This is a genomic window from Bradyrhizobium sp. LMTR 3, assembly GCF_001693485.1.
Taxonomy (GTDB): Bacteria; Pseudomonadota; Alphaproteobacteria; order Rhizobiales; family Xanthobacteraceae; genus Bradyrhizobium.
Genome location: NZ_MAXC01000001.1, coordinates 314,557 through 338,576 on the forward strand (window position 1 = coordinate 314,557; position 24,020 = coordinate 338,576).

General features: G+C 63.0%; 22 protein-coding genes. 9 read left to right on the plus strand and 13 right to left on the minus strand.

The window, feature by feature from the left end; all coding sequences use genetic code 11:
• The first annotated feature begins 560 nt into the window (after nt 1-560).
• The gene (locus tag LMTR3_RS01465) at nt 561-1,133 is read left to right on the plus strand and encodes a hypothetical protein (protein ID WP_141686423.1); all 573 of its coding nucleotides are present in this window, start codon (nt 561-563) and stop codon (nt 1,131-1,133) included.
• Nucleotides 1,134-1,316: 183 nt separating this feature from the next.
• Here the strand turns inward: LMTR3_RS01465 and LMTR3_RS01470 are convergent, their stop codons facing one another.
• Together LMTR3_RS01470 and LMTR3_RS01475 are read right to left on the minus strand one after the other, a co-directional pair.
• Complete coding sequence (locus tag LMTR3_RS01470) at nt 1,317-2,348, minus strand: YcjF family protein (RefSeq protein WP_065743298.1); 1,032 nt, start codon at nt 2,346-2,348, stop codon at nt 1,317-1,319.
• Nucleotides 2,345-3,808: a YcjX family GTP-binding protein gene (locus LMTR3_RS01475; protein WP_065743299.1), complete on the minus strand. Its 1,464-nt coding sequence runs from the start codon at nt 3,806-3,808 to the stop codon at nt 2,345-2,347. Before LMTR3_RS01475 ends, LMTR3_RS01470 begins: the two co-directional genes overlap by 4 nt.
• 272 nt (nt 3,809-4,080) lie before the next feature.
• Here LMTR3_RS01475 and trhA point away from each other — a divergent pair, with 272 nt between their 5' ends.
• Complete coding sequence (trhA, locus tag LMTR3_RS01480; protein WP_065743300.1) at nt 4,081-4,779, plus strand: PAQR family membrane homeostasis protein TrhA; 699 nt, start codon at nt 4,081-4,083, stop codon at nt 4,777-4,779.
• A gap of 25 nt (nt 4,780-4,804) precedes the next feature.
• The gene (locus LMTR3_RS01485; RefSeq protein WP_065743301.1) at nt 4,805-5,599 is read left to right on the plus strand and encodes an SDR family oxidoreductase; all 795 of its coding nucleotides are present in this window, start codon (nt 4,805-4,807) and stop codon (nt 5,597-5,599) included.
• A gap of 246 nt (nt 5,600-5,845) precedes the next feature.
• On the opposite strand, the gene mdlC is transcribed toward LMTR3_RS01485, so the two are convergent.
• The 4 genes from mdlC to LMTR3_RS01505 form a co-directional block, all read right to left on the minus strand.
• Nucleotides 5,846-7,474 carry a benzoylformate decarboxylase gene (gene mdlC, locus LMTR3_RS01490; protein WP_065743302.1) on the minus strand — a complete coding sequence of 543 codons (1,629 nt, stop codon included), beginning with the start codon at nt 7,472-7,474 and terminating at the stop codon, nt 5,846-5,848.
• Between the two features lie 122 nt (nt 7,475-7,596).
• Entirely contained in the window at nt 7,597-8,448 is an 852-nt protein-coding gene (locus tag LMTR3_RS01495) for an HTD2 family dehydratase (protein WP_065743303.1), read from the minus strand.
• Nucleotides 8,445-9,575, minus strand: coding sequence for a CaiB/BaiF CoA transferase family protein (locus tag LMTR3_RS01500; RefSeq protein ID WP_065743304.1), 1,131 nt, complete (start codon nt 9,573-9,575; stop codon nt 8,445-8,447). The genes LMTR3_RS01495 and LMTR3_RS01500 overlap by 4 nt, the downstream gene beginning before the upstream one ends.
• Before the next feature lie 9 nt (nt 9,576-9,584).
• Nucleotides 9,585-10,751 carry an acyl-CoA dehydrogenase family protein gene (locus LMTR3_RS01505; protein WP_065743305.1) on the minus strand — a complete coding sequence of 389 codons (1,167 nt, stop codon included), beginning with the start codon at nt 10,749-10,751 and terminating at the stop codon, nt 9,585-9,587.
• Between the two features lie 128 nt (nt 10,752-10,879).
• Here LMTR3_RS01505 and LMTR3_RS01510 point away from each other — a divergent pair, with 128 nt between their 5' ends.
• The 4 genes from LMTR3_RS01510 to LMTR3_RS39955 all read left to right on the plus strand — a co-directional run bounded on the left by LMTR3_RS01510 (nt 10,880) and on the right by LMTR3_RS39955 (nt 14,924).
• Nucleotides 10,880-11,803, plus strand: coding sequence for a LysR family transcriptional regulator (locus LMTR3_RS01510; RefSeq protein WP_065743306.1), 924 nt, complete (start codon nt 10,880-10,882; stop codon nt 11,801-11,803).
• Nucleotides 11,804-12,557: 754 nt separating this feature from the next.
• Complete coding sequence (locus LMTR3_RS40175; protein WP_502686591.1) at nt 12,558-12,893, plus strand: hemerythrin domain-containing protein; 336 nt, start codon at nt 12,558-12,560, stop codon at nt 12,891-12,893.
• Between the two features lie 115 nt (nt 12,894-13,008).
• Complete coding sequence (locus LMTR3_RS01520) at nt 13,009-14,133, plus strand: MFS transporter (RefSeq protein ID WP_245319687.1); 1,125 nt, start codon at nt 13,009-13,011, stop codon at nt 14,131-14,133.
• Nucleotides 14,134-14,477: 344 nt separating this feature from the next.
• Nucleotides 14,478-14,924 (plus strand): hypothetical protein, encoded by a 447-nt coding sequence (locus LMTR3_RS39955; RefSeq protein ID WP_349643785.1) that lies wholly within the window; start codon nt 14,478-14,480, stop codon nt 14,922-14,924.
• A gap of 32 nt (nt 14,925-14,956) precedes the next feature.
• On the opposite strand, the gene LMTR3_RS01530 is transcribed toward LMTR3_RS39955, so the two are convergent.
• Both LMTR3_RS01530 and LMTR3_RS01535 read right to left on the minus strand, forming a co-directional pair.
• The gene (locus LMTR3_RS01530; RefSeq protein WP_065743308.1) at nt 14,957-15,745 is read right to left on the minus strand and encodes an SRPBCC family protein; all 789 of its coding nucleotides are present in this window, start codon (nt 15,743-15,745) and stop codon (nt 14,957-14,959) included.
• 11 nt (nt 15,746-15,756) lie between these two features.
• A complete protein-coding gene (locus tag LMTR3_RS01535; RefSeq protein ID WP_245319688.1) occupies nt 15,757-16,359 on the minus strand; it encodes a winged helix-turn-helix domain-containing protein in 603 nt (200 codons plus the stop codon).
• Between the two features lie 306 nt (nt 16,360-16,665).
• Here LMTR3_RS01535 and LMTR3_RS01540 point away from each other — a divergent pair, with 306 nt between their 5' ends.
• On the plus strand, nt 16,666-16,962 hold the full coding sequence (locus LMTR3_RS01540) for a hypothetical protein (protein WP_065743360.1): 297 nt from the start codon (nt 16,666-16,668) through the stop codon (nt 16,960-16,962).
• 312 nt (nt 16,963-17,274) lie between these two features.
• On the opposite strand, the gene LMTR3_RS01545 is transcribed toward LMTR3_RS01540, so the two are convergent.
• The 5 genes from LMTR3_RS01545 to LMTR3_RS01560 form a co-directional block, all read right to left on the minus strand.
• The gene (locus LMTR3_RS01545; RefSeq protein WP_065743310.1) at nt 17,275-19,038 is read right to left on the minus strand and encodes an adenylate/guanylate cyclase domain-containing protein; all 1,764 of its coding nucleotides are present in this window, start codon (nt 19,036-19,038) and stop codon (nt 17,275-17,277) included.
• Between the two features lie 270 nt (nt 19,039-19,308).
• A complete protein-coding gene (locus LMTR3_RS01550; RefSeq protein ID WP_065743311.1) occupies nt 19,309-20,790 on the minus strand; it encodes an FAD-dependent monooxygenase in 1,482 nt (493 codons plus the stop codon).
• A gap of 78 nt (nt 20,791-20,868) precedes the next feature.
• Nucleotides 20,869-21,039, minus strand: coding sequence for a hypothetical protein (locus LMTR3_RS38860; RefSeq protein WP_210184668.1), 171 nt, complete (start codon nt 21,037-21,039; stop codon nt 20,869-20,871).
• On the minus strand, nt 21,036-22,310 hold the full coding sequence (locus LMTR3_RS01555) for a cytochrome P450 (RefSeq protein ID WP_065743312.1): 1,275 nt from the start codon (nt 22,308-22,310) through the stop codon (nt 21,036-21,038). Before LMTR3_RS01555 ends, LMTR3_RS38860 begins: the two co-directional genes overlap by 4 nt.
• Nucleotides 22,311-22,342: 32 nt before the next feature.
• Nucleotides 22,343-23,614: a cytochrome P450 gene (locus LMTR3_RS01560; protein WP_065743313.1), complete on the minus strand. Its 1,272-nt coding sequence runs from the start codon at nt 23,612-23,614 to the stop codon at nt 22,343-22,345.
• A gap of 222 nt (nt 23,615-23,836) precedes the next feature.
• Between LMTR3_RS01560 and LMTR3_RS01565 the strand changes: the two genes are divergently transcribed.
• Nucleotides 23,837-24,020, plus strand: a 184-nt coding sequence (locus tag LMTR3_RS01565; RefSeq protein WP_176721801.1) for an acyl-CoA dehydrogenase family protein, incomplete at its 3' end; no start/stop codon positions are given.

Here is a 24,020-nt window from a genome sequence, read left to right on the forward strand (position 1 = left end):
AGGACGACCAATTTTCTGCCACGTGGCTCGCTTCGTCGCAAACATCATTGTCGCCGTGGCGCTGCTTCATTCCGTAGCCGCGCTTTTTCATCACCATGTGATCAAGGACGGGGTTTTGCGCAGGATGTGGCCCACCATGACTGGGCGGTAAGAGACGCGTGCGAATGGCAGACCAACATCGGATGCGAGCCCGGTGAAGGCGACATAGCGTGTGTTGAACTGGGGCCTTTGTGCTTCGGCCCTGATGGTCCAGCTTGGGGTCACTTTCGGACATCGACGCGCGCAGCATCAGGGCCTGCTTGCCCCTAGCCACGGACTCGCCAGGCTAGCCAGTCATGTCCGATAGGTACCAAAACCGGAGCGGGCATGCCGGGACGGGCGGAAGCCCAGGGCCTGGAAAGCCGACGGGGAACCTTCACCTAACCGTTTTGTGGTGTTGGGCGAACGATGGTGATTTAGAGATGACTCAACGCAACTGACTCGCTAGGATTTCGCGACGACAATCTCGCCCATACCAAAGCACCGGAGTAGCAATTTTGGCGTCGTGAGGAGCAGTGCAAATGAGTTTCATCCGTTCGGACGAACATTCCGCGCCCCATAGTCCAGACGATCCCCTGTACTACGCACCGCCTGCGGTGCGCAGTGAAGCGGCCCATCGATCTAACGCGACACAGACGAGATCGGACCATTTGCCTCCCACTTCCTCTCGGTCTCGTTTTGATGAGATGCGTGAGGAAGCCTTCGCCAGATCCAACCGGCATCCGCTGGAGTTGCAGCTCGCCCACGAACGCCGTCCACGACGCGCGCTGTTTGCCATTGCGGGCGGAGTTGCCGCAGCAATCGGTGTCGCGGTGGTCGTGGCGCTCGTATTTTTTAAGGTAGTCCCAAAGTTAGAGCGCGATCCCTCGGAGCTCGCTGTTTCCATTTCCACTCCCGCATTGGCCACGCCGGCTCAAACGACACCCAAAGACTCCCAAGAGCTGCTGCACGGATTCATGCAGTTTCAACAATCTCAAGAAAGCAATAGTCCGGAACACGCTGTTTCCGAACCTGCCTCCGCAAGAACGGCTAAAGCGCCCGAAAAATCCGACGCTCTACTTGAGAAATTCATCCAGTGGCAGCAACGGAAATAGCGTCAAGACGCGCGACCAAGCCACTTCCTAAAATTGCGCCGCGCGACATAGGACGGATAGAAAGTAGCTGCCGCGGGGCTCGCGGAATTCATAAGTGTCATCGATCTGATGGCACGAACCCCCGCGTCAAACACCACTCGTCGCGCCGGGAATGACGGGGAGAGCAGATGCGTGGCGATTGGCTCACGCCTCATCGTCGCGCTTGCTCAGCAAATCCTTCGCGAGATCGGAGAGCGCGGGCCGCGGCAATGCGGTGAACGGCAAGGGGCGCGTCACGTCGATGGCGGCTAGTCCCAGCCTTGCCGTGAGCAGGCCGTTGAGCACGCCCTCGCCGAGCCGTTGCGAGAGCTTTGCGGCGATACTGTGCCCGAGCATCTGCTGCACCAGGCTGTCGCCCACCGCCATGCCGCCGGTGATGGCGAGATGGCCGATGATTTGGCGCAACAGGCTGATCATGCCGAGCGTGCCGGGACGGCCGCCATAGAGCCGCGCCAGTTGGCGGATCAGGCGCATCGCGGCGACGAACACGAACAGCACGTCGATCAGCGCGCGCGGGCTTACCGCGGTCACGACCGAGACGCGCTGCGCGGCCGTCGAGACCAGCCGGCGCGCCTCCTCGTCGAGCGGCGCCATCAGTTCGCGCTCGGCCAGCTTGATCATGTCGGCGCCGTCGATGATGTCGTCGGCGTGGCCTTTCAGCGTGGCGCGGGCGCGCGCCAGTTGCGGATTTTGATGCGCGAGCTTGAGCAGTTCGTTGACGACGGCACGGCTCTCGGCGCGGTCGTCGCTGCGCAGCACCTCGGCGGCGCGCTGATGCAGCTTTTCGATCGCCGCCAGCCGCGCCAGCCCGAATGCTTCGCGGCCGATGACGACGGCCAGCGCCAGCCCTGCCGCCACCGCAAATGCCAGCGCGACGTAGCCCAATGTCTGGCTGCGCGCGAACAGATCCTCGATCAGATTGACGACGCCGAGCCCTGTGCCGAGCAGCACCAGCCCGCCGACAGCCGACCAGAACAGCGCTCCCCAGCGAAAGCCGCGGCGCAGCGGGACCCTCGGTGCATCGAGCGGAACAGGCAGCAGCGCCGGATCCGCCTCCGGCGTGATCTGCACCGTGCCGCGGGCGGGGCGACCGGTCTCCTCCGGGTCTATCACGATGACGCCGGGATCGCCGAGCTTGAACGTCGCCGGCCGCCGATGCGGCGTTTTCTCGCTCATTGCAGTCGGTCTCCGATCAGGAACTGAAGGGCGCGGTCGAGGCGGATGTGAGGCAGCGCGGGCTCGTCCTTGCCGGTGCGCTCCAGCAGCGGCGGCCGGAAGCGCAGGAAGCGGAAGTCGGCGCTGTCGGACGGCATGCTGGAAAGGCCGCGAAAGCCGCCCTTGAACAGCTCTTCGGGATCGGCGGGGAGATCACCCGGAAAGGTCGCCACTTCGGTCTCCCCGTCGAACGTATCGCCATTGGCGGTCTCGCCCGGTGCGGGCGTGCCGAGGATCGACGGCAGCTTCTCCCGGCCGCGCGTAACCATTGCCTCGCGCGTGGCGCGTACCGCCGCGAGCGCGACCACGTCGATGGCGGCGCCGGCATATTCGGCGCGGTCGGCTGCCTTGGCGGCGGCCCGCCGTAGCACGGCTTCGAGTCGGTCGTGGCTGGAATGGTGCAGATGATCGGCCTTGGTGGCGGCAAACAGAATCCGGTCGATCCGCGGACGAAACAAGCTGCTGAGGATGGTGCTCCGACCGATCCGGAAGCAATCGAGAATGCCGGCAAGCGCGGCTTCGAGATCGTGCAGCGCCTCCGGCCCGGCATTGAAGGCCGCGAGCGCATCGACCAGCACGATCTGGCGGTCGAGCCGCGCAAAATGATCGCGGAAGAACGGACGCACCACGACGTCCTTGTAGGCTTCATAGCGCCGCCGCATCATCGCCCACAGCGAACCGTCGGGCGCGGCGCCATCAATGGGCACGTCGAGCGGGGCGAAGGTCAGCGCCGGCGAGCCGGCGAGGTTACCCGGCATCAGGAAACGTCCGGGCGGCAGCAGGCTCATGGCAAAACGTTCGTCGCGGCAGGCGCGCAGATAATCGGTGAAAAGTCTTGCGGCGGCGAGCGTCGCCTGCTCGTTCTCGCGGCTCTGGGGTTGAAGCGTCTTCAGATGCTCGTGCCAGGGCGCGGCGAGTGTTGCCCGCGGGCCTTCGCGCGACAGCGCAAGGCTCTCGGCCGACCATTGCTCGAAACTCCTGTTGAGCAGCGGTAGATCGAGCAGCCATTCGCCGGGGTAATCGACGATGTCGATGGTGAGCGTGCGGTCCGCGCCATTCTGCCGCTGGTAATCGATGACGAGGCGCAATTCAGAGATGTCAGTGGTCGAGTTCGGCCAGCGCCGTTCCTCGATCAGGGTGCGGACATGGTTTTCATAATCGAAGCGCGGCACCGCGTCGTCCGGCTGCGGCTCGAGCCGGGCGCCCGCGATCCGGCCCGAGGCATAGGGTTCGAACACCGGAAACCGGCCGCCGCGGGTCAAGCCGTGGATCAACGCCGTGATGAACACGGTCTTCCCGGCGCGCGACAGGCCGGTGACGCCGAGCCGCACGGTGGGATTGAAAAAACTGTCGCCGTAATCCAGCAGTGCCCGCGCCGACAGGCGCGCTTCTTCTACGATATCTGAAAAATTGGGGGCCATGCGGGGCGGAAAGCTCGGAGAGGGCGTTGGTGTGCAATTACCGGAGAAGTGGCGATTGGCGGCCCGAAATCAAGCGCTTGTGATCGTCTGACGAGGGAATCCCCCCGGGATATCCGGCGGTTACCGGCTGCACGAAAATGCCACGACGACGGGATACTGGCATCGTCAGCGAAACCGCATGACGACGGCCTTGGGGCCAGCGGCGTAAACGGTTCGTTGACCTCGGAAGAGCCATATCTTAATCGCTCCCTCGCTACTTACTGCGGACCTGCATGACCATCTTCAGACTGAAACAAATCGCCTCGACATCCATCCATGCGGCGGCTGGCGCCATGCATTGGAACTACGACCGCGCCGAGCTGATCGCCGACGGCGTCGTGCATATCGTCGGCGTCTGTTTCGGGCTCATCGCCGCCACCGCCCTGATCGTGCTGACGGCGGTCTATGCCGGTGCGTTCGAGATTACAGTGGTATCGGTCTACGTCGCAGGCCTGCTCGCGATGCTGACATTGTCGGCGGTCTATAATCTCTGGCCGGTGTCGCGCGCCAAATGGGTGCTGCGCCGCTTCGATCATTCGGCGATCTATCTCTTGATCGCCGCGACCTATACCCCGTTCATCGTGGAACTGCGGGACAGCTATCTCGCGATCGCGCTGCTGACCGGGGTGTGGTGCATCGCGATCGCCGGTGTGGTGCTGAAGCTGGCGCTGCCGGGGCGATACGATCGTTTGGCGGTCGGCCTCTATCTCGCTTTGGGCTGGAGCGGCGTCACGCTTTACGACGCCGTGGTGAAGGCGGTGCCGCCGCTGGCGCTGGGCTTTTTGGTGGCGGGCGGCGTGCTCTATAGCCTTGGGGTAATCTTCCATTCCTGGCAGCGATTGCGCTTCCAGAACGCGATCTGGCACGGCTTCGTCTTGCTCGGCGCCGCCTGCCATTATACGGCTATTCTCGATATGATGATCTTGACGTAGGATCATCATATCGGGGAGAGCGGCCATGCAGGTGACGGGCAAAGTCGTGGTTGTCACCGGCGGCGGCAACGGCATCGGGAAGGCGATGTGCGAGGCCTTTCATCGTGCAGGCGCTGCCAAGGTCGTTGTCGCCGATATCGATCCCGATGGCGCACGAGCCGTCGCCACTCCGATCAGTGGGGCGGCCTTCAAATGCGATGTGGGAAAAGAGAAGGACGTTCATCACGTGATCGAGGAGACCGAGCATCAATTCGGCCCGATTGCGCTGTTCTGCTCCAATGCCGGCATCGGCGGCGGTTTCGATCCACTATCGGTGAATGCCGGCGGAAACTCCGACGAACCGTGGCAGCGAAGCTGGGCCGTTCATGTGATGGCCCATGTCTATGCGGCGCGGCATTTGATCCCGCGCATGAAGGCGCGCGGTGGCGGCTATTTCCTCAACACGATCTCGGCGGCGGGACTATTGTCGCAGGTCGGCAGTCCGGCCTATTCGACCACCAAGCATGCCGCAGTCGGCTTTGCCGAGAATCTCGCGATCTCGCACAAGGCCGACAACATCAAGGTTTCGATCCTGTGCCCGCAGGGCGTCGACACCAACATGCTGCGCTCGATCCCGAAGGGCCCGCAATCGGGCGACGGCGATCTGACGCCGGAGCAGGTGGCGCAGGACGTGCTGAAGGGGCTGGAAGAGGAAACCTTTGTGATCCTGCCGCACCCGCAGGTGCTTGGCTACATGCGCAAGAAGACCGAGAACTACGACCGCTGGATCGCGGGCATGGCGAAGATCCAGGCTAAGATGCGGGAAGCTTACGGGAAGTAGTTTGACCCTCAGGAGCGCCACCGGGTCCGCGCGCAGCGGCCGATGACAAGCTCCGCGTGTCTCGAACCATGAGGCCACAACACGGGCCTCATCCTTCGAGACGGCGCTCCGCGCCTCCTCAGGATGAGGGGCGCTCGTGCGCTTCCTCCGTCATTGCGAGCGAAGCGAAGCAATCCATCTCACCGCACGAGGAGAGATGGATTGCTCGTCGCTTCGCTCCTCGCAATGACGGGGAGAGAGCTTCGCTCACCCCTTCTGCGCGTAGAGCAGCGGAACGGCGGAATCGACCATCACCTCGATTAGGCTGGTGCCGGCATGCGAGAGCCCGTGCTTGAGCGCGCCCGCGAGCTCGGATGATTTCGTCACCCGCACGGCGTGGCAGCCCATGCTTTCCGCGAGTTTGACGAAATCGATGCCGGGCAGTTCGAGGCCGGGCACGTTTCGCACCTGCATGACCTGGCTGAACGAGCGCATCGCGCCGTAGCCGGCGTTGTTGATGACCATGACGGTGAGCGGCAGCCTGCGCTGCGCCGCGGTCCACAGCGCCTGGATCGAATACATCGCCGAGCCGTCGCCGATCAGGCAGACGGTACGGACGCCGGGGCGTCCGAGCGCGATGCCGACCGCGGCAGGCAGGCTGTAGCCGAGGCCGCCGCTCGCCATGGTGTAAAAACTGTCCTGGCCGCGCATCGGCATGAACCTTTGCATCGCCGGGCGGTGCGAGGGCGCTTCCTCCACCAGTGCTGCATTGTCGGGCATGGCTTCCGAGAGCTGATACAGCAGGAATTCGACCGGGAGCGGATCGGCCGCCGCTGGCGCCGGCGGCAACACGCGGCCCGCCGGCATCGCGCGCGCGGTTTCGGGCAGCAGGTCGAGCAACATCGAAAGCGCCGGTTTCATGGTGGCGACGATGCTGGCGCCTGACGGCGTGACCGCGGCGGCATCCGGATCGTCGGTGATCTGGAAGATCGTGGTGGCGCCGTCGAAGATCGCGGCATGGCCCTCGACATGGAAGGTGAACACCGGCGCGCCGATGACGACCACGAGGTCATGCTCGCGCAGCGCGTCCGATAGCTGTCCCGGCGAGGCGTGCAGGAAGCCTGCAAACTGCGGATGACGTTCCGGGAACGAGCAGCGCGCCGAGAACGGGCTGACCCAGACGGCAGCCTTCGCCTTCTCCGCGACCCTCACCATGAGATCGACCGCCTCGGCACGGTCGACGGCCGGGCCGGCGACGAAGGCGGGGCGCTTGCTGGCTGCGAGTGCTGCGACCAGCGCGTTCATGGCTTGCGGGTCGGGGCCGAGCTCACGGCTGACGTGGCGGGCCTCGACCGGTTGGGTCGGGCGTGTCCAGTCGTCGATCGGAATCGAGACGAAGGTCGGTCCACAGGGCGGCTGCATCGCGACGTAATAGGCGCGCGCGATCGCGGCCGGCACATCTTCAGCGCGCGCCGGCTCGACGCTGTATTTGACATAGGGCCGCGGGAATTCGGAGGCGCGCTCGGCATAGAGGAAAGCCTGCAGCGGCAAGATCGAGCGCGCCTGCTGGCCTGCGGTGATGACGAGCGGCGTCTGGTTGCGGTGGGCGGTATAGATATTGCCGAGCGCATTGCCGACGCCGGCGCCGGAATGCAGATTGACGAAGCCGGCATTGCGGGTCGCCTGCGCATAACCATCGGCCATGCCGACGACGGAAGCCTCCTGCAGGCCGAGCACGTAGTCGATGTCGTCGGGCCAGTCGCTGAGGAAGGGCAGTTCGGTGGATCCGGGATTGCCAAACACGCGCTTGATGCCGAACGCGCGCAGCAGGCTGAAGGTGGCGTCCTTGACGGTGAGGGAGGCGGCGGCGGGTTTGGCTGGTTTGCGGGACGACATTGGGACTCCCAGAGCTAACTGCTTACTCCGTCATTCCGGGTCGATGCGAAGCATCGAACCCGGAATCTCGAGATTCCGGGTCTGGTGCTATCGCACCAGCCCGGAATGACGGTGCGCACACCTCACCACGTCGCCGTGCCCTTCATCGTCGGCTGTCCTTCCGCATTCGCGATCCACAGCTCCATGCCAGCGTGGGTTTCATTGGCGTTGATGGAGAATTCGCCACCTTCGAACAGCGGCTGCACGCCGCGATAGCTGAACTTCTTCGGCGCGCTGTCGCCGTGAAGTTTTGCAGCGAATTCGACGATCAGCGCCGCCTGCAGGGGGCCGTGGAAGATCAGGCCCGGATAGCCCTCGACCTTGGTAACGTAGTCGCGGTCGTAGTGAATACGGTGGCCGTTGAAGGTCAGCGCCGAATAGCGAAACAGCAGCACGGGATCGCTGACATGGGTTTCGCGATGCCGTGCGACCGGCGGCGGAGCGGCTTTCGGCGGCGAAGCGACGGCAGCGTTCCCCATGTCGCGATAGACGATGTCCTGCCGTTCGCGGATGGCAACCCCGCGCGGCGTCGTCACCGTGTGTTCGACGGAAACGAAGCACAGCGGGCCGGTCGAGCCGGTCTTCATCGTCACATCTGAAATGCGCGAGGTGCGCGTCGATTCATCACCGACACGCAACGGCTGGAGGAATTCGATTTCGCCGCCGGCCCACATCCGGCGCGGCAGCGGCACCGGCGGCAGGAAGCCGCCGCGGGTCGGGTGGCCGTCGGGACCGAGCTGCGACATCGGAAATACCGGCTGCGCCAGGCACCAATGCGTGGTCCACGGCGCGGCATCGCCGGGCTTCGGGTCGCCGATGTCCTGGAACAGGGTTGCGCGTAGGCCCTTCACGAGTTGCGCGGTGACGATGTCTGACGCTTCCGTGCTGCGGCCGATCCATTGGCGCAGATGATCGAGGTTGAGAGCTTCTGTCATGACTGGCGGCTCCTGATACGTGGAGCTTTGGGAAGTTCGACGTGGTCGCCGATGGCGGGCACCGCGCCATAGTGCCTGGGCTCGTCGACGAAAATCGCGGCGGGGGCTGCGTAACTCACCTTGCCGTTCGGCGTGTCAACCTCGATGCGGCGCAGATGCGGATGCACCGAGAGATCGGCCATGGTGTTGACCTCGGCGAACGCGATGTCGGCGGCGTCGAGGCGCTTTAAGAGTTCGACGCGCGTCATCGAGGCGAAACTATCTGAGACCGTCTTGTCTGTGAGCTGGCGGTTGCGCACGCGCTCGACCATGTTGGCAAAGCGGGGATCATTGGGCAGGTCGGGCTGATCTAGGACTTCCGCGCAGAGCTTCTTCCACTCGCGCTCGCTCTGGATCGAAATCAGAATGCCCTTGCCGTCCCTGGAATTGAACACGCCATAGGGCGCGATCGAGGGATGGGCCAGTGCCATCCGCTTCGGCGGATTGCCGGCTTCCGAATTGATCAGCGGCACCGCCATCCAGTCCGCCATCACGTCGAACATCGAGATGCGGATATCGGCGCCCCGGCCCGTGCGTCCCCGCGCAATCAGCGCCTCGAGGATCGCGGCATGCGCGGTGGCGCCGGTGGCGATATCGACGACGGAGATGCCGACGCGCGACGGGCCCTCGGGCCCGCCGGTGATCGAGGCAAGTCCGCTCTCGGCCTGGATCAGGAGGTCATAGGCCTTGCGGTCCGCGTAGGGGCCCTCGTCGCCATAGCCGGAGATGGTGCAGCAGATCAGCGCGGGATAATCCTTCTTCAGACGCTCCAGCGAGAAGCCGAGCTTGTCCATCGAGCCGGGCTTGAGGTTCTGCAGCAGCACGTCGGCGCTTGCGATCAGCTCTTCGAGTTCAGCGCGGCCCTCTTTGGTGGCGAGGTCGATCACGTGCGAATTCTTGCCGCGGTTGAGCCAGACGAAATAGCTGCTCTGTCCCTTGGCAGCGGCATCATAACCGCGGGCGAAATCGCCCTCGGGCCGTTCGACCTTGACGACGTGCGCGCCGGCATCCGCGAGCCTGGAGCTACAGAACGGGGCTGCAACCGCCTGTTCGACGGAGACGACGATCAATCCTTCCAACGGCAGCATCTGACGTCCTCAGTAGGAGCGGGGCAGACCGAGCACGTGCTCGGCGACGTAGGACAGGATCAGATTGGTCGAGATCGGCGCGACTTGATAGAGCCGCGTTTCGCGGAACTTGCGCTCGACGTCGTATTCTTCCGCAAAGCCGAAGCCGCCATGGGTCTGCACGCAGGCGTTCGCCGCTTCCCACGACGCATCCGCCGCCAGCATCTTGGCCATGTTGGCCTCGGCGCCGCAGTCGAGCCCGGCCTCATATTTGCGGGTGGCTTCCTTCACCATCAGCTCCGCCGCACGCATGGAAGCGTAGGCTTTTGCAATCGGAAACTGGATGCCCTGGTTCTGGCCGATCGGACGGCCGAACACGGCGCGCTCTTTCGCGTAGGCGGTGGCTTTCGCGATGAACCATTTGGCGTCGCCGATGCATTCGGCCGCAATGAGAATGCGCTCGGCGTTCATGCCGGAGAGGATGTAGCGAAAGCCCTTGCCCTCGTCGCCGATCAGGTTTTCGGCCGGCACCCGCATGTCCGTGAAGAACACTTCGGTCGTGGCGTGGTTCATCATGGTGCGGATCGGGCGGATTTCGAGGCCCTTGCCCTTCACCTCGCGCATGTCGACGATGAACACCGAAAGCCCGTCGGTGCGCTTCTTGGCCTGCTCCTTCGGCGTGGTGCGCGCGAGCAGGATCATCAGGTCGGAATGTTCGGCGCGGCTGGTCCAGATCTTCTGGCCGTTGACGATGTAGTGGTCGCCATCGCGCCTGGCGACGGTCTTCAGCGAGGAGGTGTCGGTGCCGCTGGTCGGCTCGGTGACGCCGAACGCCTGCAACCGCAATTTGCCGCTGGCGATTCCGGGCAGGTATTTCGCCTTCTGGGCATCGCTGCCGTGCCGCAGCACGGTGCCCATCGTGTACATCTGGGCGTGGCAGCCGCCGCCATTGCAGCCAGCGCGCTGGATCTCTTCCAGGATCGCGGCCGCGGCCGACAGCTTCAGCCCGGAGCCGCCATACTCCTCGGGGATCAGGACCGAGAGATAGCCGGCCTCGGTGAGCGCATCGACGAACTCCTTCGGGTACGCCATCTGGCGGTCGAGCTTGCGCCAGTATTCGCCGGGGAACTGGGCGCAGAGCTTTGCGACGGCGTCGCGGATGTCGTGGAATTCGTCTTGTTGTTCTTGTGCGGTCATTGGGTTTTCTGGCGATGGATGCGGGTTGATGTCAATTGCTTAAGGGTGCGGAACGTTGTGAAACGGCGGCTGGGCACCTATGCTGAATTGTTATAGCGTATGAACCTGCCTTCGAAGATTGGCAAGCAATGGATATCCGGCAGCTCAGGACCTTCAGTTGCGTGGCGGAGCTCGGCAGCCTCAGCAAGGCCTCCGATACGCTGCGGGTGGCGCAGCCAGCGCTGAGCCGCCAGATCAAGCTGCTCGAGCATGAATTGCGGGCCGAGCTGTTCACGCGGAACGGCCGCGGCATGGTGCTGACGGACGCCGGCCGGCTGCTGCTGGCGCGCACCGCCGGCATCGTCCGGCAGATCGACCAGGTGCGCGACGAGATCCAGTCCGCCGGCGGCCCGCCCTCGGGCCGGGTGGTGCTTGGGCTGGTGCCGACCGTGAGCTACGTGATTTCGGCGCGGCTCGCGCGGCGCACCGTCGACAAGTATCCGGGCATCTCGCTCTGCATTGTCGAAAGCTACAGCGGCCATCTGACCGAATGGCTGCACCGCGGCGAGATGGATCTGGCGCTGATCTACGGGCCGTCGAGCGACCTGCATCTTTCCGTGCAAAGCCTCGGCCGCGATCCCATCGTCGCCGTCGGGCCGCGCGGCAGCGGACTGTCCGAGCGGAAGCAGGTCGATATCGGCTGGCTGCTGAAGCAGCGTCTCGTGCTGCCCAGTCATTCGCATGGGCTCCGGGCGCTGATCGAGCAGGCGGCGGCGAAGAAGAAAATCAAGCTCGACGTCAAGCTGGAAGCCGATTCCTTCCGCGTGCTGACCAGCCTTGTCGAGGAAGGGCTTGGATATACGCTGCTGCCGCCGTCTTCGGTGCGCCACGAAGTCGCCGGCGGCCGGCTGGAAACCGCGGCGATATCAAAGCCGTCGCCGATGCGCGAACTGACGCTTGCTGCTCCCATCGATCATCCCGGCTCGACTGCGATTGCGCTAGTCACCGAATTGCTTCGCGACGAACTGATCGCCTGCCGCGAAGAAGGCCTCTGGGACATCAAGCTCGCCTGAGCCGATGCGAGGCGCTTTAAGGATTGGCTTAGAACAAAACGGCCGGGTGCGGCATTCTCATCTGGCTACTTCTGTCATGCCGCAATTGTATAGGGGCGGTGCGGGTCTGATGAACCCGGTAAGCAGATCTGTGAACTTCATGTCTGTTTTATCAGAATTTTGCAATTGGAACGCGAAGTGCCGCCGGTCGTTAACGCGCAAGCTACCGGACGGTCCCCCGGACGTTCGGCAGCGTCATAGCATTCAGGGTCTTCGAAAAGAACGAAAGCGCTTGGCGCTGACCAGTGTCGGCGGCGGCCGACAGAAGGTCCGCCGGTCACCAGCGGCGGTTTTCCAAGGAGTCCATCATGCAAATCATCATGCCAAGGAAGCGCGATTTGCTTTTGTATGGAAGCGCCGTGGCCGCGGCACTGGCGGCCCCTGCCGTGCTCACGAGACCTGCTTTAGCGGAGGAGAAGGGCGTCGGCGAGAAGCTGAAGGAGGTGGTAACAGGCAAGAAAGAAGAGCAGGTCACGCCTCCCGAGGATTTGATGCGGGAGCATGGGGTGCTGGATCGGGTGCTTCTGCTGTACGAAGCCGGGATCCTGAAGTTTTCTTCAAACGAGGATTTCGATCCGGCCCTGATCACGCAATCGGCAGAGATCATCCGGGACTTCATCAATAACTATCATGAGAAGTCCGAAGAGGAGTATGTTTTCCCGCGCTTCAGGGAAGCCGGGAAGCTGGGAAGCTGGTCAACCTGGTCGATTCCCTGCTGCGCCAGCACGAGGCGGGCCGGAGGGTCACCCAGACGATCATCAGGCTGGCGCCGTCCAGCCGCGCCAATGCCGACGACCGCAAGCAGCTCATTGCATCGATACAGTCCTTCATCACAATGTATCGTCCGCACGCCGCACGCGAAGACACGGATCTCTTTCCGAAGCTGAAAGACGTGGTCTCCTCGAACGCGTACGACGCGATGGCCGAGACGTTCGAGAAGAAGGAGCACGAACTGTTCGGAGCGGACGGTTTCGAGAAGATGGCGGCCCGGGTTGCTCAACTGGAACAACATATGGGCATCCACGATCTCGATCAGTTCACGCCGCGATGAGTTGGAAGGATCTGGTCGATACGAAGGCACCGGCCTGGACCATTCGGAGATGAATGCCGTGTCCGGATCTCGCCTGCTTGGCTCGCTGTCGCCCGCCTTTGCCTTCGTGCTCTTGATGGGGGTCGTCGATTTCTTCGGCGACACGACGTACTCCGGCGGGGCGAGCATGAACGGTCCGTTCCTCGGCTCACTCGAAGCGGGGGCCGTCATCGTCAGTATTGCCGGAGGCGCCAGCGAGGCCGTGCAGTACTCGATACGCGGGATATCCGGCTATCTGGCCGACAAGACCGGGAAATATTGGCTCATCATCGCCATCGGCTACGCTCTCAACCTCCTTGCGGTACCCGCAATGGCACTTGCCGGATATTGGCCGCTGGCCTTCGGACTCATTCTTCTGCAGGGCATCGGGCGAGGCATCCGGAAGCCGATCATCGAGGCGATGCTGTCTTACGCGACGAAGCAACACGGCCGCGGGTGGGTCTACGCAGTGCATGGCGCGCTGGACAGCGCAGGACGGACGCTCGGTCCGATCGTGGTCGCCCTGGTGTTTTTCCTGCAAGGAGATGATCGAACCGGATATGCGTTGCTCTTGATCCCGGCACTGCTGGCGCTGGCCGCTCTGACGTTTGCGCGGATCCAATTTCCTGCCCCATCGGACCTCGAGCAGCAACGTGAAGCGCAGGCAAGAGGATTCACTTCGGCCTATTGGCTGTACATGTCGGCCAGCGCTTGTTTCGCCGCTGGTCTCATGAGTTTTGAGCTGATCGCGTATCACCTCTCCACCAGTGGCTTGGTCGGCAAGACCGGAGTGCCGCTGTTCCTGGCATTCGGAACCGGTATAGCCGTCGTGGTCACGCTGGCATTGGGCAAACTCTACGACCGCTTCGGGCTGCCAGTGCTCTTGGCCGCCACCTTCGTGACCTCACTGTTTTCGCCATTCGTCTTCCTCGGTGGATTTTATCTCGTGCTGTTCGGGATGGCGCTATGGGGCGTCGGTCAGGTCATTCAGGACATGCTGCTGAAAGCGGTTGTTGCCGGCATCTTGCCCGAGGGGCGACGAAATCTTGCGTTTGGGCTGTTTTACACGGGGTATGGGGGCGGTTGGCTCGTCGGCAGCATTGCGGCCGGTATCCTTTACCAGCAGTCGCGCATCGGCTTGGTCGTGTTTGCAGTCATGGTCCAGATGGCCTCACTTCCGCTATTCTTGATTGCACAACGACGGCAACAGGCCGAGCAATAGACATTCGTTGGCCTTCCAACTTGTGCCTTCGCAACGCTGGGCCGTATCATAGCGCCGTTCATAATTTTGGTTGCGGAATTCGTATGAGCCTCAATTTCGTTCTTGTACCCGGTCCATTGGTTCGGGCGTCGAGCTGGGAGCCTACAGCAGAGCAGTTGCGGAAATCAGGACATAATGTCCAGACTCCAGACGTACTCGACAACCAGCCGCCGCCGCCTTGGCGTGCATGGACGTCCCACCTGTTCCAGCGCATCACCTCGTGCCACGAGCCGATATTGGTCGGTCATAGCTCCGCAAGTGTGCTGGTCGCAGATCTCGCGCATAGGCTTCCCTGCCGTGGCGTTATGATCGTTGACGGAGAGGTGCCGCCGTCGCGAGGCGCTGCCCCGCCCGTCCGGCCTGCTCTGCGGGATTTCATAAGAAGCATCGCAGCCAGCGACGGAACGCTTCCGATCTGGTCACGATGGTTCGCGGGCGATATCAAGCGCACATCCCTCGTTGGCCTGGACCTCCTGGCGAGAGACCCGATCGCCTTCGCGGAGTTCGAGCGCGGACTACCAAAGCTGACGGTCGATTGGTTCGACGATACGATCGAACTCGCCGGCTGGGACCACGTTCCGGCCGGGTTCATTCAATGCTCGCCCATTTACGATCACGCAACCCTCGAAGCGCGACGGCGGGGATGGCCGGTAATAAGACTGGAAGGCACGCATCTGCATCCGACGCTGCAACCGGCCGAGACTATGCACGCCATCCTGTCGATGTCGCGTCAGCTTGCTAACGCTGCTTAGTGGCCTGCTGGAATGACCGTCGCCGTCAGCCGCTACGTCTGTGGTGGAAATTGGCGATCAAGCCAGCGCCGCCAATCGGCCTCGACGTGATTGGCCATGGTGCGCCCGGCGTCTCCGTAGAGGTAGAGACGGACCGTCAGCAAGGTCGACCCTCCCATCGGCATCGCGAAGAGATGAGCGAGGGCGGGTGCCGGGTGCTCGAGCAGCAATTGCACCAAGGGCCATTGCGGAGGACCGACGGCTTCCACAATGCCGCGTAGCTCTGGCGTCCCAGCTTGTGTCGCGAAGCGCGCACCGGCGCTTGCGTCAGCCAGGCCGAGCGGGCCGACCAGGCGGCCCCAGGCATCGTTGTCGTTCGACATCGCGGAAAGCGCCACGATCGTCGACGTCTGGCCGCGAAACTTCTCCAGATAGCGCCGCAGGTTGCGGAAGAAGGCGATCCAGCCGTAGGTGTGTCCTTCGAACTGGCCATCCCAATCGTCATTATCCGCGAACCAGCTATGAACGACCCGCACCACACACGTGCCGCCGCCCTTGGCTTCGACGGTCCACTCGGTGGCTACCGTGAGCGGTCCTCCCTCCGATTCGGCGACGAAACGCCTGGCCGGCTCCCACGCGGTGATCGTGGCCTCCGAATCCATTCCGGGGCCAAAGCTCGATTTGGTAGTGCCGCCAACTTTCTCGTCCAACGTCGTCGGCACAAACCACGAGGAGATGCCGGGACCTGTCGCGATCGCCTGCCACACCTCTTCGGGTGTGCCGGGGACCTCAACCGTGGCTTCGACGCTGCGACGGCCAGACGGTTCCTTCTTCACGGGCATGGTCTGTCCTTTCAGTGAGACGTTTGAGGCAAGGGATGAGACAAGATCACCAATCGATGATCACGGCCGCCCGGAGCGCCCGCATCGTGGTAGCGGCTGACCAGCTCCGTGATGGCCTGCGTCAGCGCGCGCGTGAACGCAGCGCGGGCAGCGGGGGAGGCGAAGCGAATCTCTGCATCGATCGACAGGGTCGCAAGCTGCTTGTCGGCTTTCGTTGCGCGTTTCCAGAGATCGCCGACCTCGCGAACGATCCGGGCGCCGAGGGCGATCAGATAGCTGGCCGCGAGCTGATCCTTGCTGCGCTTCGGATCGGCAGCGACCGCGCCCAACGCCTCCGGCGAAACAACGAACGACTTGGCCGATAACACCAGCAGCCGCTCGGTCAATCCGCCCCACTGCCGTTCGTCCGCGACCTCGACCAGCCTGCAGGCTTCGAGCGCGCGCAAATGATAGTTCACCTTCTGACGAGGTAGCCCCAGGCGCGTCGCCAGGATCGCCGCCGACGCGGGCTCTGCGAGTTCGGCCAGCAACGCGCTTCGGATAGGGTCAAGGGCGGCAACCGCAACCGCCGGATCGCTGATCACTTCGATATCGATCATGGTGGTAGCGTACATTGACAAATTTTTTTGTCAAGGGGCAGCGCGACAGTTGCGTTTGGTCGCGGTCCTACTTTGTGCGATTGCGCATTCTCATCGGAATGGAGTTGTCGACTTGCACAAGCAGATGGCGATGCTCTTCCTGGCATAAAGCGGAATCGAACGCTGTCGGCGACGACGTCCGCATTCGAGGGTCGCACAGACACAGGATAGGGCAGGGCCAAAGGTCCGCGTGTGACCCATCTCGGAAGTAGGCCCTAGTCCAGCAGCGGCCCAATATGCTTTGATGCCTTGGGGCTCGAGCTGAGACGCATGGGTGGCCTCATGTACATGTTCATTCGAAAGTACACCAAGGTTCGTTCGGTTGCGGATGCTGCCCGCCGCGCCAAAAGCGGCATCGGTCAGATCCTAAGGGAATCGCACGGATTCAGATCTTATTACGTAGTGGATGGGGGCGAAGGCGTCGGTATCGCTGTAATGATATTCGAGGACCGCGAAAGCGCCAATGCGGCGAACGATAAGGTACTGGAGTTTGTTCAAGCAAGCCTGCTTGACCTTAATCTTGGAGACCCCGAAATCATCGCCGGGGAAGTTTTGGTCAATATGGAATCTGACGCGTAATTGTTCGTAAGGGCGTCAGGGGGCAGCGCGTCAAAGCTGCGGCTCCTACAAGCGCGCTACGAACCCAATCCGTTGCTCCCGACTGTTACAGCAAAACCGGCACGTTTGAGACATGCCGACGCACTCCGAAGAAGTTCGCTCGTCAGGGCAAACCGGAAGTGGCCGACCCCTAGTCAGAACGACGCAAATGACCCGATGCGGACGTCAGACATGGTCTGAGGACTCAAGGCTTGAGGTGAGACATCCGCAAGGCCCCAGCCACAGGCGTTCCTTCCCTGCCAAACTAGACCAATCCTGAGCTGGGAGACTCGCTCAGCCGCTCCAGCCAGCCTTCGCCAGACCTTCTTCGATGCGCTGGGCGTAGATGGCTTCTCGAAACGGAAGTCTCGCGCTATACGCGCTTCGCGAGATCTCGGGCTCGCGGCGGCGGATTTCCGCGACACATTGCGCCGCGTCAGCCTTGCGGCCGAGCTGCCCGCGACTGGCGGCCAACATCTGATGACCGAGCCAGTAGGGTGGCGTCAGGGTCACGGCGCGGCGGGCGGTCTCCTCCGCGGCCGCATACGCTCCGAGCTGGTAGTGGGCAACGGCCATCGCTGGAATGCAGCGCCCGACCGTACGATCGTGCGGGCGCAAACGAAACGAATGCGCGACGGTCTTCAGCGCTTCCTCGAATTCGCCGACGCAGTCTAGCGCATAGCCAAGCACCGAATAGGCGTGCGCGAGACTCGGATTGAGCGCAATCGCCTGACGGGCCGCCGCTATGGCCTCCTCGTGCCGGCGCAGCCAAAGCGAGCTTTGGGCGAAAAACATGTGCGCGCGCGCATCCTTCTCATCGAGGGCGACTGCTTTGCGGGCGTACTCGAATGCGCTTTGCAGCGTTGCCTCAAAGTCCGCACCAAACTGCGCCGAAATGTACTTGCTGTAGGCCATGCTGGCGTAGGCCGGAGCATAGTTGGGATCCGCCTCAATGGCGGCCGTGAACAGGCGCTGCGCCTCGGGTATGCTTTCCGGGGTGAATTTGTAGAGGTGCCAGTTGCCGCGCTGGACCAGATCGTAGCCGGTGAGGCTCCTGCGCGTCGTTGCCCGATGCTCCTCTACTTCCATGATCTCCGGCTCGACCGCAGCCGCGATGCTCGTCGTGATGTCGTCCTGAATCGCAAACAGATCGCCGAGCTCGCGATCGTAGCGCTCCGCCCAAACGTGGTGCCCGGTCAGCGCGTCGATGAGCTGGGCAGTGATGCGGACCCGGTTTCCGGCCTTGCGGACGCTCCCTTCCAACACGTAACGGGCGCCGAGCTCCTGGCCGACCTGCTTGATGTCGATTGAACGGCCCTTGTAGACGAAGGACGAGTTGCGGGCGATTACCGGGAAACGACACCACGTAGCAATCCCCGTAATGAGATCCTCGCTTATACCGTCGGCAAAGTATTCCTGCTCCGGGTCGCCGCTCATGTTGGCGAGCGGCAGAACGGCAAAGGTGGGGCGATCGCTGAGGTTAGGCAGTTGCGTGCCAGTTGCGACGGCGCCTGCCGACGCCTCGGGTCGATCGAATATGACGCGATAAAGCCGCACCGGCCGGACGATGTTCTTGAGCTGCCGCTCGCCGAGGTCTTCGAAGCCGAGGTCGAGCCGCCCGCTCGCGTCCTCCTGCACGCGGGCGGAGACGCAGATGCCCCCCGGCTCGGCCATGGTCTCGAGCCGCGCTGCAATGTTGACGCCGTCGCCATAAATGTCTCCGCTATCGATCATCATGTCGCCGGCGTTGATGCCGAGCCGGAACACGAGGCGCTGCGGCTCCGGCACGCTGGCATTCCGCTCGGCCATCCCGCGCTGCACCTCGACGGCGCACCGGACCGCGCCCAGAACGCTCTCGAAGGTGGCGAGGAAGCCGTCACCAGTGGTCTTGACCACGCGGCCGCGGTGCTCCCGGATTTTCGGCTCGATCAGCTCCCGAAGATGCGCCACGAACGATGCGTGAGTGCCTTCCTCGTCGGCTCCCATGAGTCGCGAATAACCGGCCACGTCGGCCGCCACAATGGCAGCGAGCTTGCGTTCAACCGCTGCGGTGCCCATAGCTGTCACCCTGTAAAAGCCGGGACCGGTGACGACCGAGTATAACCCAAGCCGCGACAAAGTTCACCGGCTCTGGGCTATCGTTTTCCCCCTGACGGCTACCCCGAAGAGGTGTTTGCTTTCCGTCCTCTCTCCAGCTCTTGGCCACACGTCAGCTTCTGGCTCTAAGCCGACGTTTCGGGTGAGCCAGACGATGTCAGCTTTCGATTCAGGGCGGACATGGGCGGCCAGCCCGCGGATCAGCGAGCGGCCGCGGCAAAACCTTTGCAGCTACGCTGCGGCAGGTGGTCCGAACCATGTCGTTAGCGCGTCAGCGAGCCCGAGCTCGGTTTGCTCTCCCACCCAGGCGACATATCCGTCCGGCCTGATCAACACGGCGGTGGGAGCAGCAACTACGCCGATTGCCGGCAGCTCCCACGTACCAACATATTCAGCGCTGATCAGTTGGACCCGATCCGCCCACGGCGTGACGTCGAGGCGGCCGGGATGGCCGAAGTCGAGCAGCACGGGGCGGGCGCCGTGCATCAGAGTAAATGCCCGCAGCGGGCCGTTGGCGGTGACCAGGTCGAGATCGGGCATGCGGCGTCCGAGCAGCGGATGTCCCTCGCCGAGATCGTAGCGGACGTCCAGACCGGACATCATCGCGGCGAAGCGTTTGCGGGGCTCGTCCATGCCGAGTAGTTCGGACATGGTGTTCTGCAAGGCCTTGATGCGGTCGTCTGGGCGACGCATCAGCGCGACTTGGGCCATCGTGTTGCGCAGCACCCGGGCACCGACCGGGTGGCGCTCGGCGTGGTAAGTATCCAGCAGGCTTTCCGGTGACGTCTGCTTGACCACCTGGGCCAGCTTCCATCCCAGATTCACGGCATCCTGCACGCCGATATTGAGGCCCTGTCCTCCCGCGGGGTAATGCACATGCGCGGCATCGCCGGCCAGCAGCACCCGTCCCGTGCGGTACGACGCCGCCTGGCGGGTCATATCGGTGAACCTGGAGATCGAGGTCGGACTGTGGATCCCGTAGTCGGTCCCGAAGACGGCGATGAGCGCCTCGCTGAGATCGCGCAACGTGGGTTCGCTGGTGGATCCCACGTGCCGCTCGGTCACCATGACCCGCACCGGCCCGCCATCCTCCAACCTGCTCAGGCCATGGATGCCGATGGTGTCGTGGCGGATGCCCCATTCCGGCTCCTTGGCAATCTCGACCTCGGCGATCAGGTGGCTGGTCGTCGGATCCCAGCCGGGGAAGTCGATGCCGGCTGCTTTGCGGATCAGACTGCGTCCGCCGTCGCACCCGACGAGATATTTCGCCCTCAGCGACTGGCCGTCGGCCAGCGCGACATCGACGCCGCTGTCGTCCTGCGCGATATCAGTCACCTCACGTCCGCGATAGATCGGCACCGCCAGCTCGCCGACCCAGCCGGCGAGGATGCGCTCGATATGGTTCTGCCATAGCGCGAGCCCGTAATTGTGCCGGGTGGGGAAGTCGCTGATGTCCAAGCGGATCAAGGCGAAGCCTGCGACCTGGGCCACCTGTCCCTGCGAGAGAAACCGGTCGGCAATTCCGCGCTGATCGAGAACCTCGATGGTGCGTGCGTGCAGACCGCCCGCGCGCGAGCCGACCAGCTCCTGGTCAGGGCGCCGCTCGACGATGGCGACGTCGATATCAGCCAACGCCAACTCGCCGGCCAACATCAACCCTGTCGGACCTCCTCCGACGATGACCACCGCATGCTCGACGACAAATGCACTCATTTCGTGACCCCCGTAGGTTGTGGCGTCGGCCAGCGGTTCTACGGGATGACCGGGGTCTTGAAGCAAGCCCCTTGCGCGCTACATATTGAAGTGGGGAAGATTGGTGTTCTGCTTTTTCGGATATTTCCGGAAGACACAGCCAGCGGGCATCTCTGCCTGATCCACGATCATCAGGCATCGAATCTGGAAGCCGCCTTGGGCGGCTTTTTCTTTTACGTAGTGATCGGCGGGGTTGAGTGCGCCGCTCACCCCGGAATGCGGACCGGCAACTGCTCGATGCCGCGCACGAAGCTTGAATAGACCCGCTTCGGCTCGCCGACCACCTCGATGCGGTCGAAGCGTTTGAGCATTTCTTCCCACACGATCTTGAGCTGCAACTCGGCAAGCCGCATGCCGACGCAGCGGTGGATGCCGAAGCCGAACGACAGATGGGTGCGGGGGCGGGCGCGGTCGATGATGAATTCATCGGGGCGCTCGATGCCTTCCTCGTCGCGGTTGCCCGAGACGTACCACATCACCACGCGGTCGCCCTTTTTGATCTTCTTATCCCCGATTTCGGTGTCGACCAACGCGGTGCGGCGCATATGGGCGAGCGGCGTCTGCCAGCGGATCACTTCCGGCACCATGGAATCGATCAGCGCCGGATTGTCGTGCAGCTTCTGATACTGCTCCGGGTGCTCGTTCAGCGCCAGCACCGAGCCGCTCATGGTGTTGCGGGTGGTGTCGTTGCCGCCGACGATGAGCAGGATGATGTTGCCCATCAGATTGTCGGGATCCATGTGCCGCGTCGCATCGCTGTGCGCCATCATCGACAGCAAGTCGTTCTTCGGCGGCGCGTTGACGCGTTCGTTCCACAGCTTCGAGAAATAGGCGTAGCATTCGTCCATCTCCCGGCGCCGCTGCTCGGGCGATTCCACCACGCCGCTCTTGGGCAGCGCGGTCGAGACGTCGGACCAGCGCGTCAGCTTGCGCCGCTCCTCCCAGGGGAAATCGAACAGCGTCGCCAGCATCTGCGTGGTCAGTTCGATCGAGACGCGCTCGACGAAGTTGAAGGTCTCGTTGCGCGGCAAATTGTCCAGCACCTTTTGCGAGCGCTCGCGGATCAGCTTTGCCAGCTCGTCCAGATGTGTCGGCGTGAACATCGGCGACACCGTCTTGCGCTGCGCCGAGTGCCTGGGCTGGTCCATCGCGATGAAGCTCGGGTAGTCGTAGCCGGGCGGCACGTCGCGGATCGAGATGCCGCCGAGCGTGGAATCGGAGGAGAAGATGCCGTGGTTGGTGTCGACATGCATGATGTCGTTGTACTTGGTCACCGACCAATAGGGCTCGATCGGCGAATTCTCGCAATAGTGAACCGGCTCTTCCTTGCGCAGCCGCTCGAACCACGGCCACAGCGTGTCGTTCTGAAAACGTTTCGGCGCACCGGGATGAAAGTCCTTCAGCGGCGTCGAATAGGCCTCCTCGCGCGCGGCGCGCAGCAGCTCTTGTCTGTCGGCTCTGATGGCAGTTTGAACGTTCATGGTTCGATCATCCCGGATGAGCGTGAGCGCGGCTAGGCGGCGATGCGGACCGGCAGGGTTTCGTAGCCCTTGACGAAACTCGAATATACCCGCTTCGGTTCGCCGATCACCTCAATATTATCGTACCGCTTGAGGATTTCTTCCCAGATAATCTTCAGTTGCAACTCTGCCAGCCTGATCCCGACGCATCGGTGGATGCCGAAACCGAAGGAAAGATGGGTGCGGGGGCGGGCGCGGTCGATGATGAACTCGTAGGGACGCTCGATCACCTCCTCGTCGCGGTTGCCCGAGACGTACCACATCACGACCTTGTCGCCCTTCCTGATCTGACGCCCGCGGAATTCGATGTCTTCCAGCGCGGTGCGGCGCATGTGCGCGAGCGGCGTCTGCCAGCGGATCACTTCGGGGACGAAACTGTCGATCAGCTCGGGGTTGTCGCGGAGCTTCTGATACTGATCCGGATTCTTGTTCAGCGCATAGACACTGCCCGACAGCGTGTTGCGGGTGGTGTCGTTGCCGCCGACGATCAGCAGGATCAGATTGCCGAGAAAATTCTTCGGGTCCATGTCGCGCGTAGCATCGCTATGCGCCATCATCGACAACAGGTCGCTCTTCGGCGGCTGGCTGATGCGCTCCTTCCACAGTCTTGCGAAATAGGTCGCGCATTCCAACAACTCGGCCTGCCGCTGGTCCTCGCTCTCGACCAGGCCGCCAAGATGCGGAATCGTGGTCGCGATGTCGGACCAGCGCGTCAGCTTGCGGCGATCTTCCCAGGGGAAGTCGAACAGCACGGCGAGCATCTGTGTGGTGAGCTCGATCGAGACCTGATCGACCCAGTCGAACACCTCGTTCTTCGGAAGGTTGTCGAGGCATTCGGCGGAGCGCTTGCGGATGTTGATCGCGAGCTGGTCCAGATGCGTCGGCGTGAACATCGGCGCCACCGTCTTGCGCTGCGCGCTGTGGCGCGGCTGGTCCATCGCGATGAAACTTTCGCGGCGCAGGTCCGGCGCGACGTCGCGAATGGTGATGCCGCCAAGCGACGATGCCGACGAGAACACCGCGTGATTGGTCTCGACGTCCATGATGTCGCTGTACTTGGTTATCGACCAGTACGGCCCGAACATGCTGTCCTTGCAGTAATGCACGGGGTCTTCCCGGCGCAGCCGGTCGAAATACGGCCAGAAGGAATCGTTCTGGAACAGTTCGGGATTGCCGACATCGAAATCCGTCAGCGGCATCGACTGTGCCGTGTCGCGCGCGGCGCGCAGATGAGAATCTCCGGCGAGATCGATGGTTCCGTGCATGAGCCGCTCTCCCTGATTCCCCGTGCGAAGCATGCCGAACGGGTGATGTTTTACCCTATTACATCCCGAGCCGTGCCCCGGCGCAAGGGCGAGTTGGGCGCATTTGGCCGCATCGCAGTGCTGGCCCATCTTGGGCGGCGCGCGCGTATTTCGCCGCGTGACAAGTGTAGGCCCGGGTACTAAGTCTGTTTGAAACAACGTTTAATTCGCCGGGAGGCGGCCATGATTCCCAACGCCCATCGGATGTTCAACTTCGATCTTGGCGAGACTGCGGACGCCATCCGCGAGACGGTGCATGCGTTTTCGCAGAATGAAATCGCCCCGCGCGCCGCCGAAATCGACCGCAGCAATCAGTTCCCGCGCGACCTCTGGCCCAGGATCGGCGCGCTCGGCCTGCACGGTATCA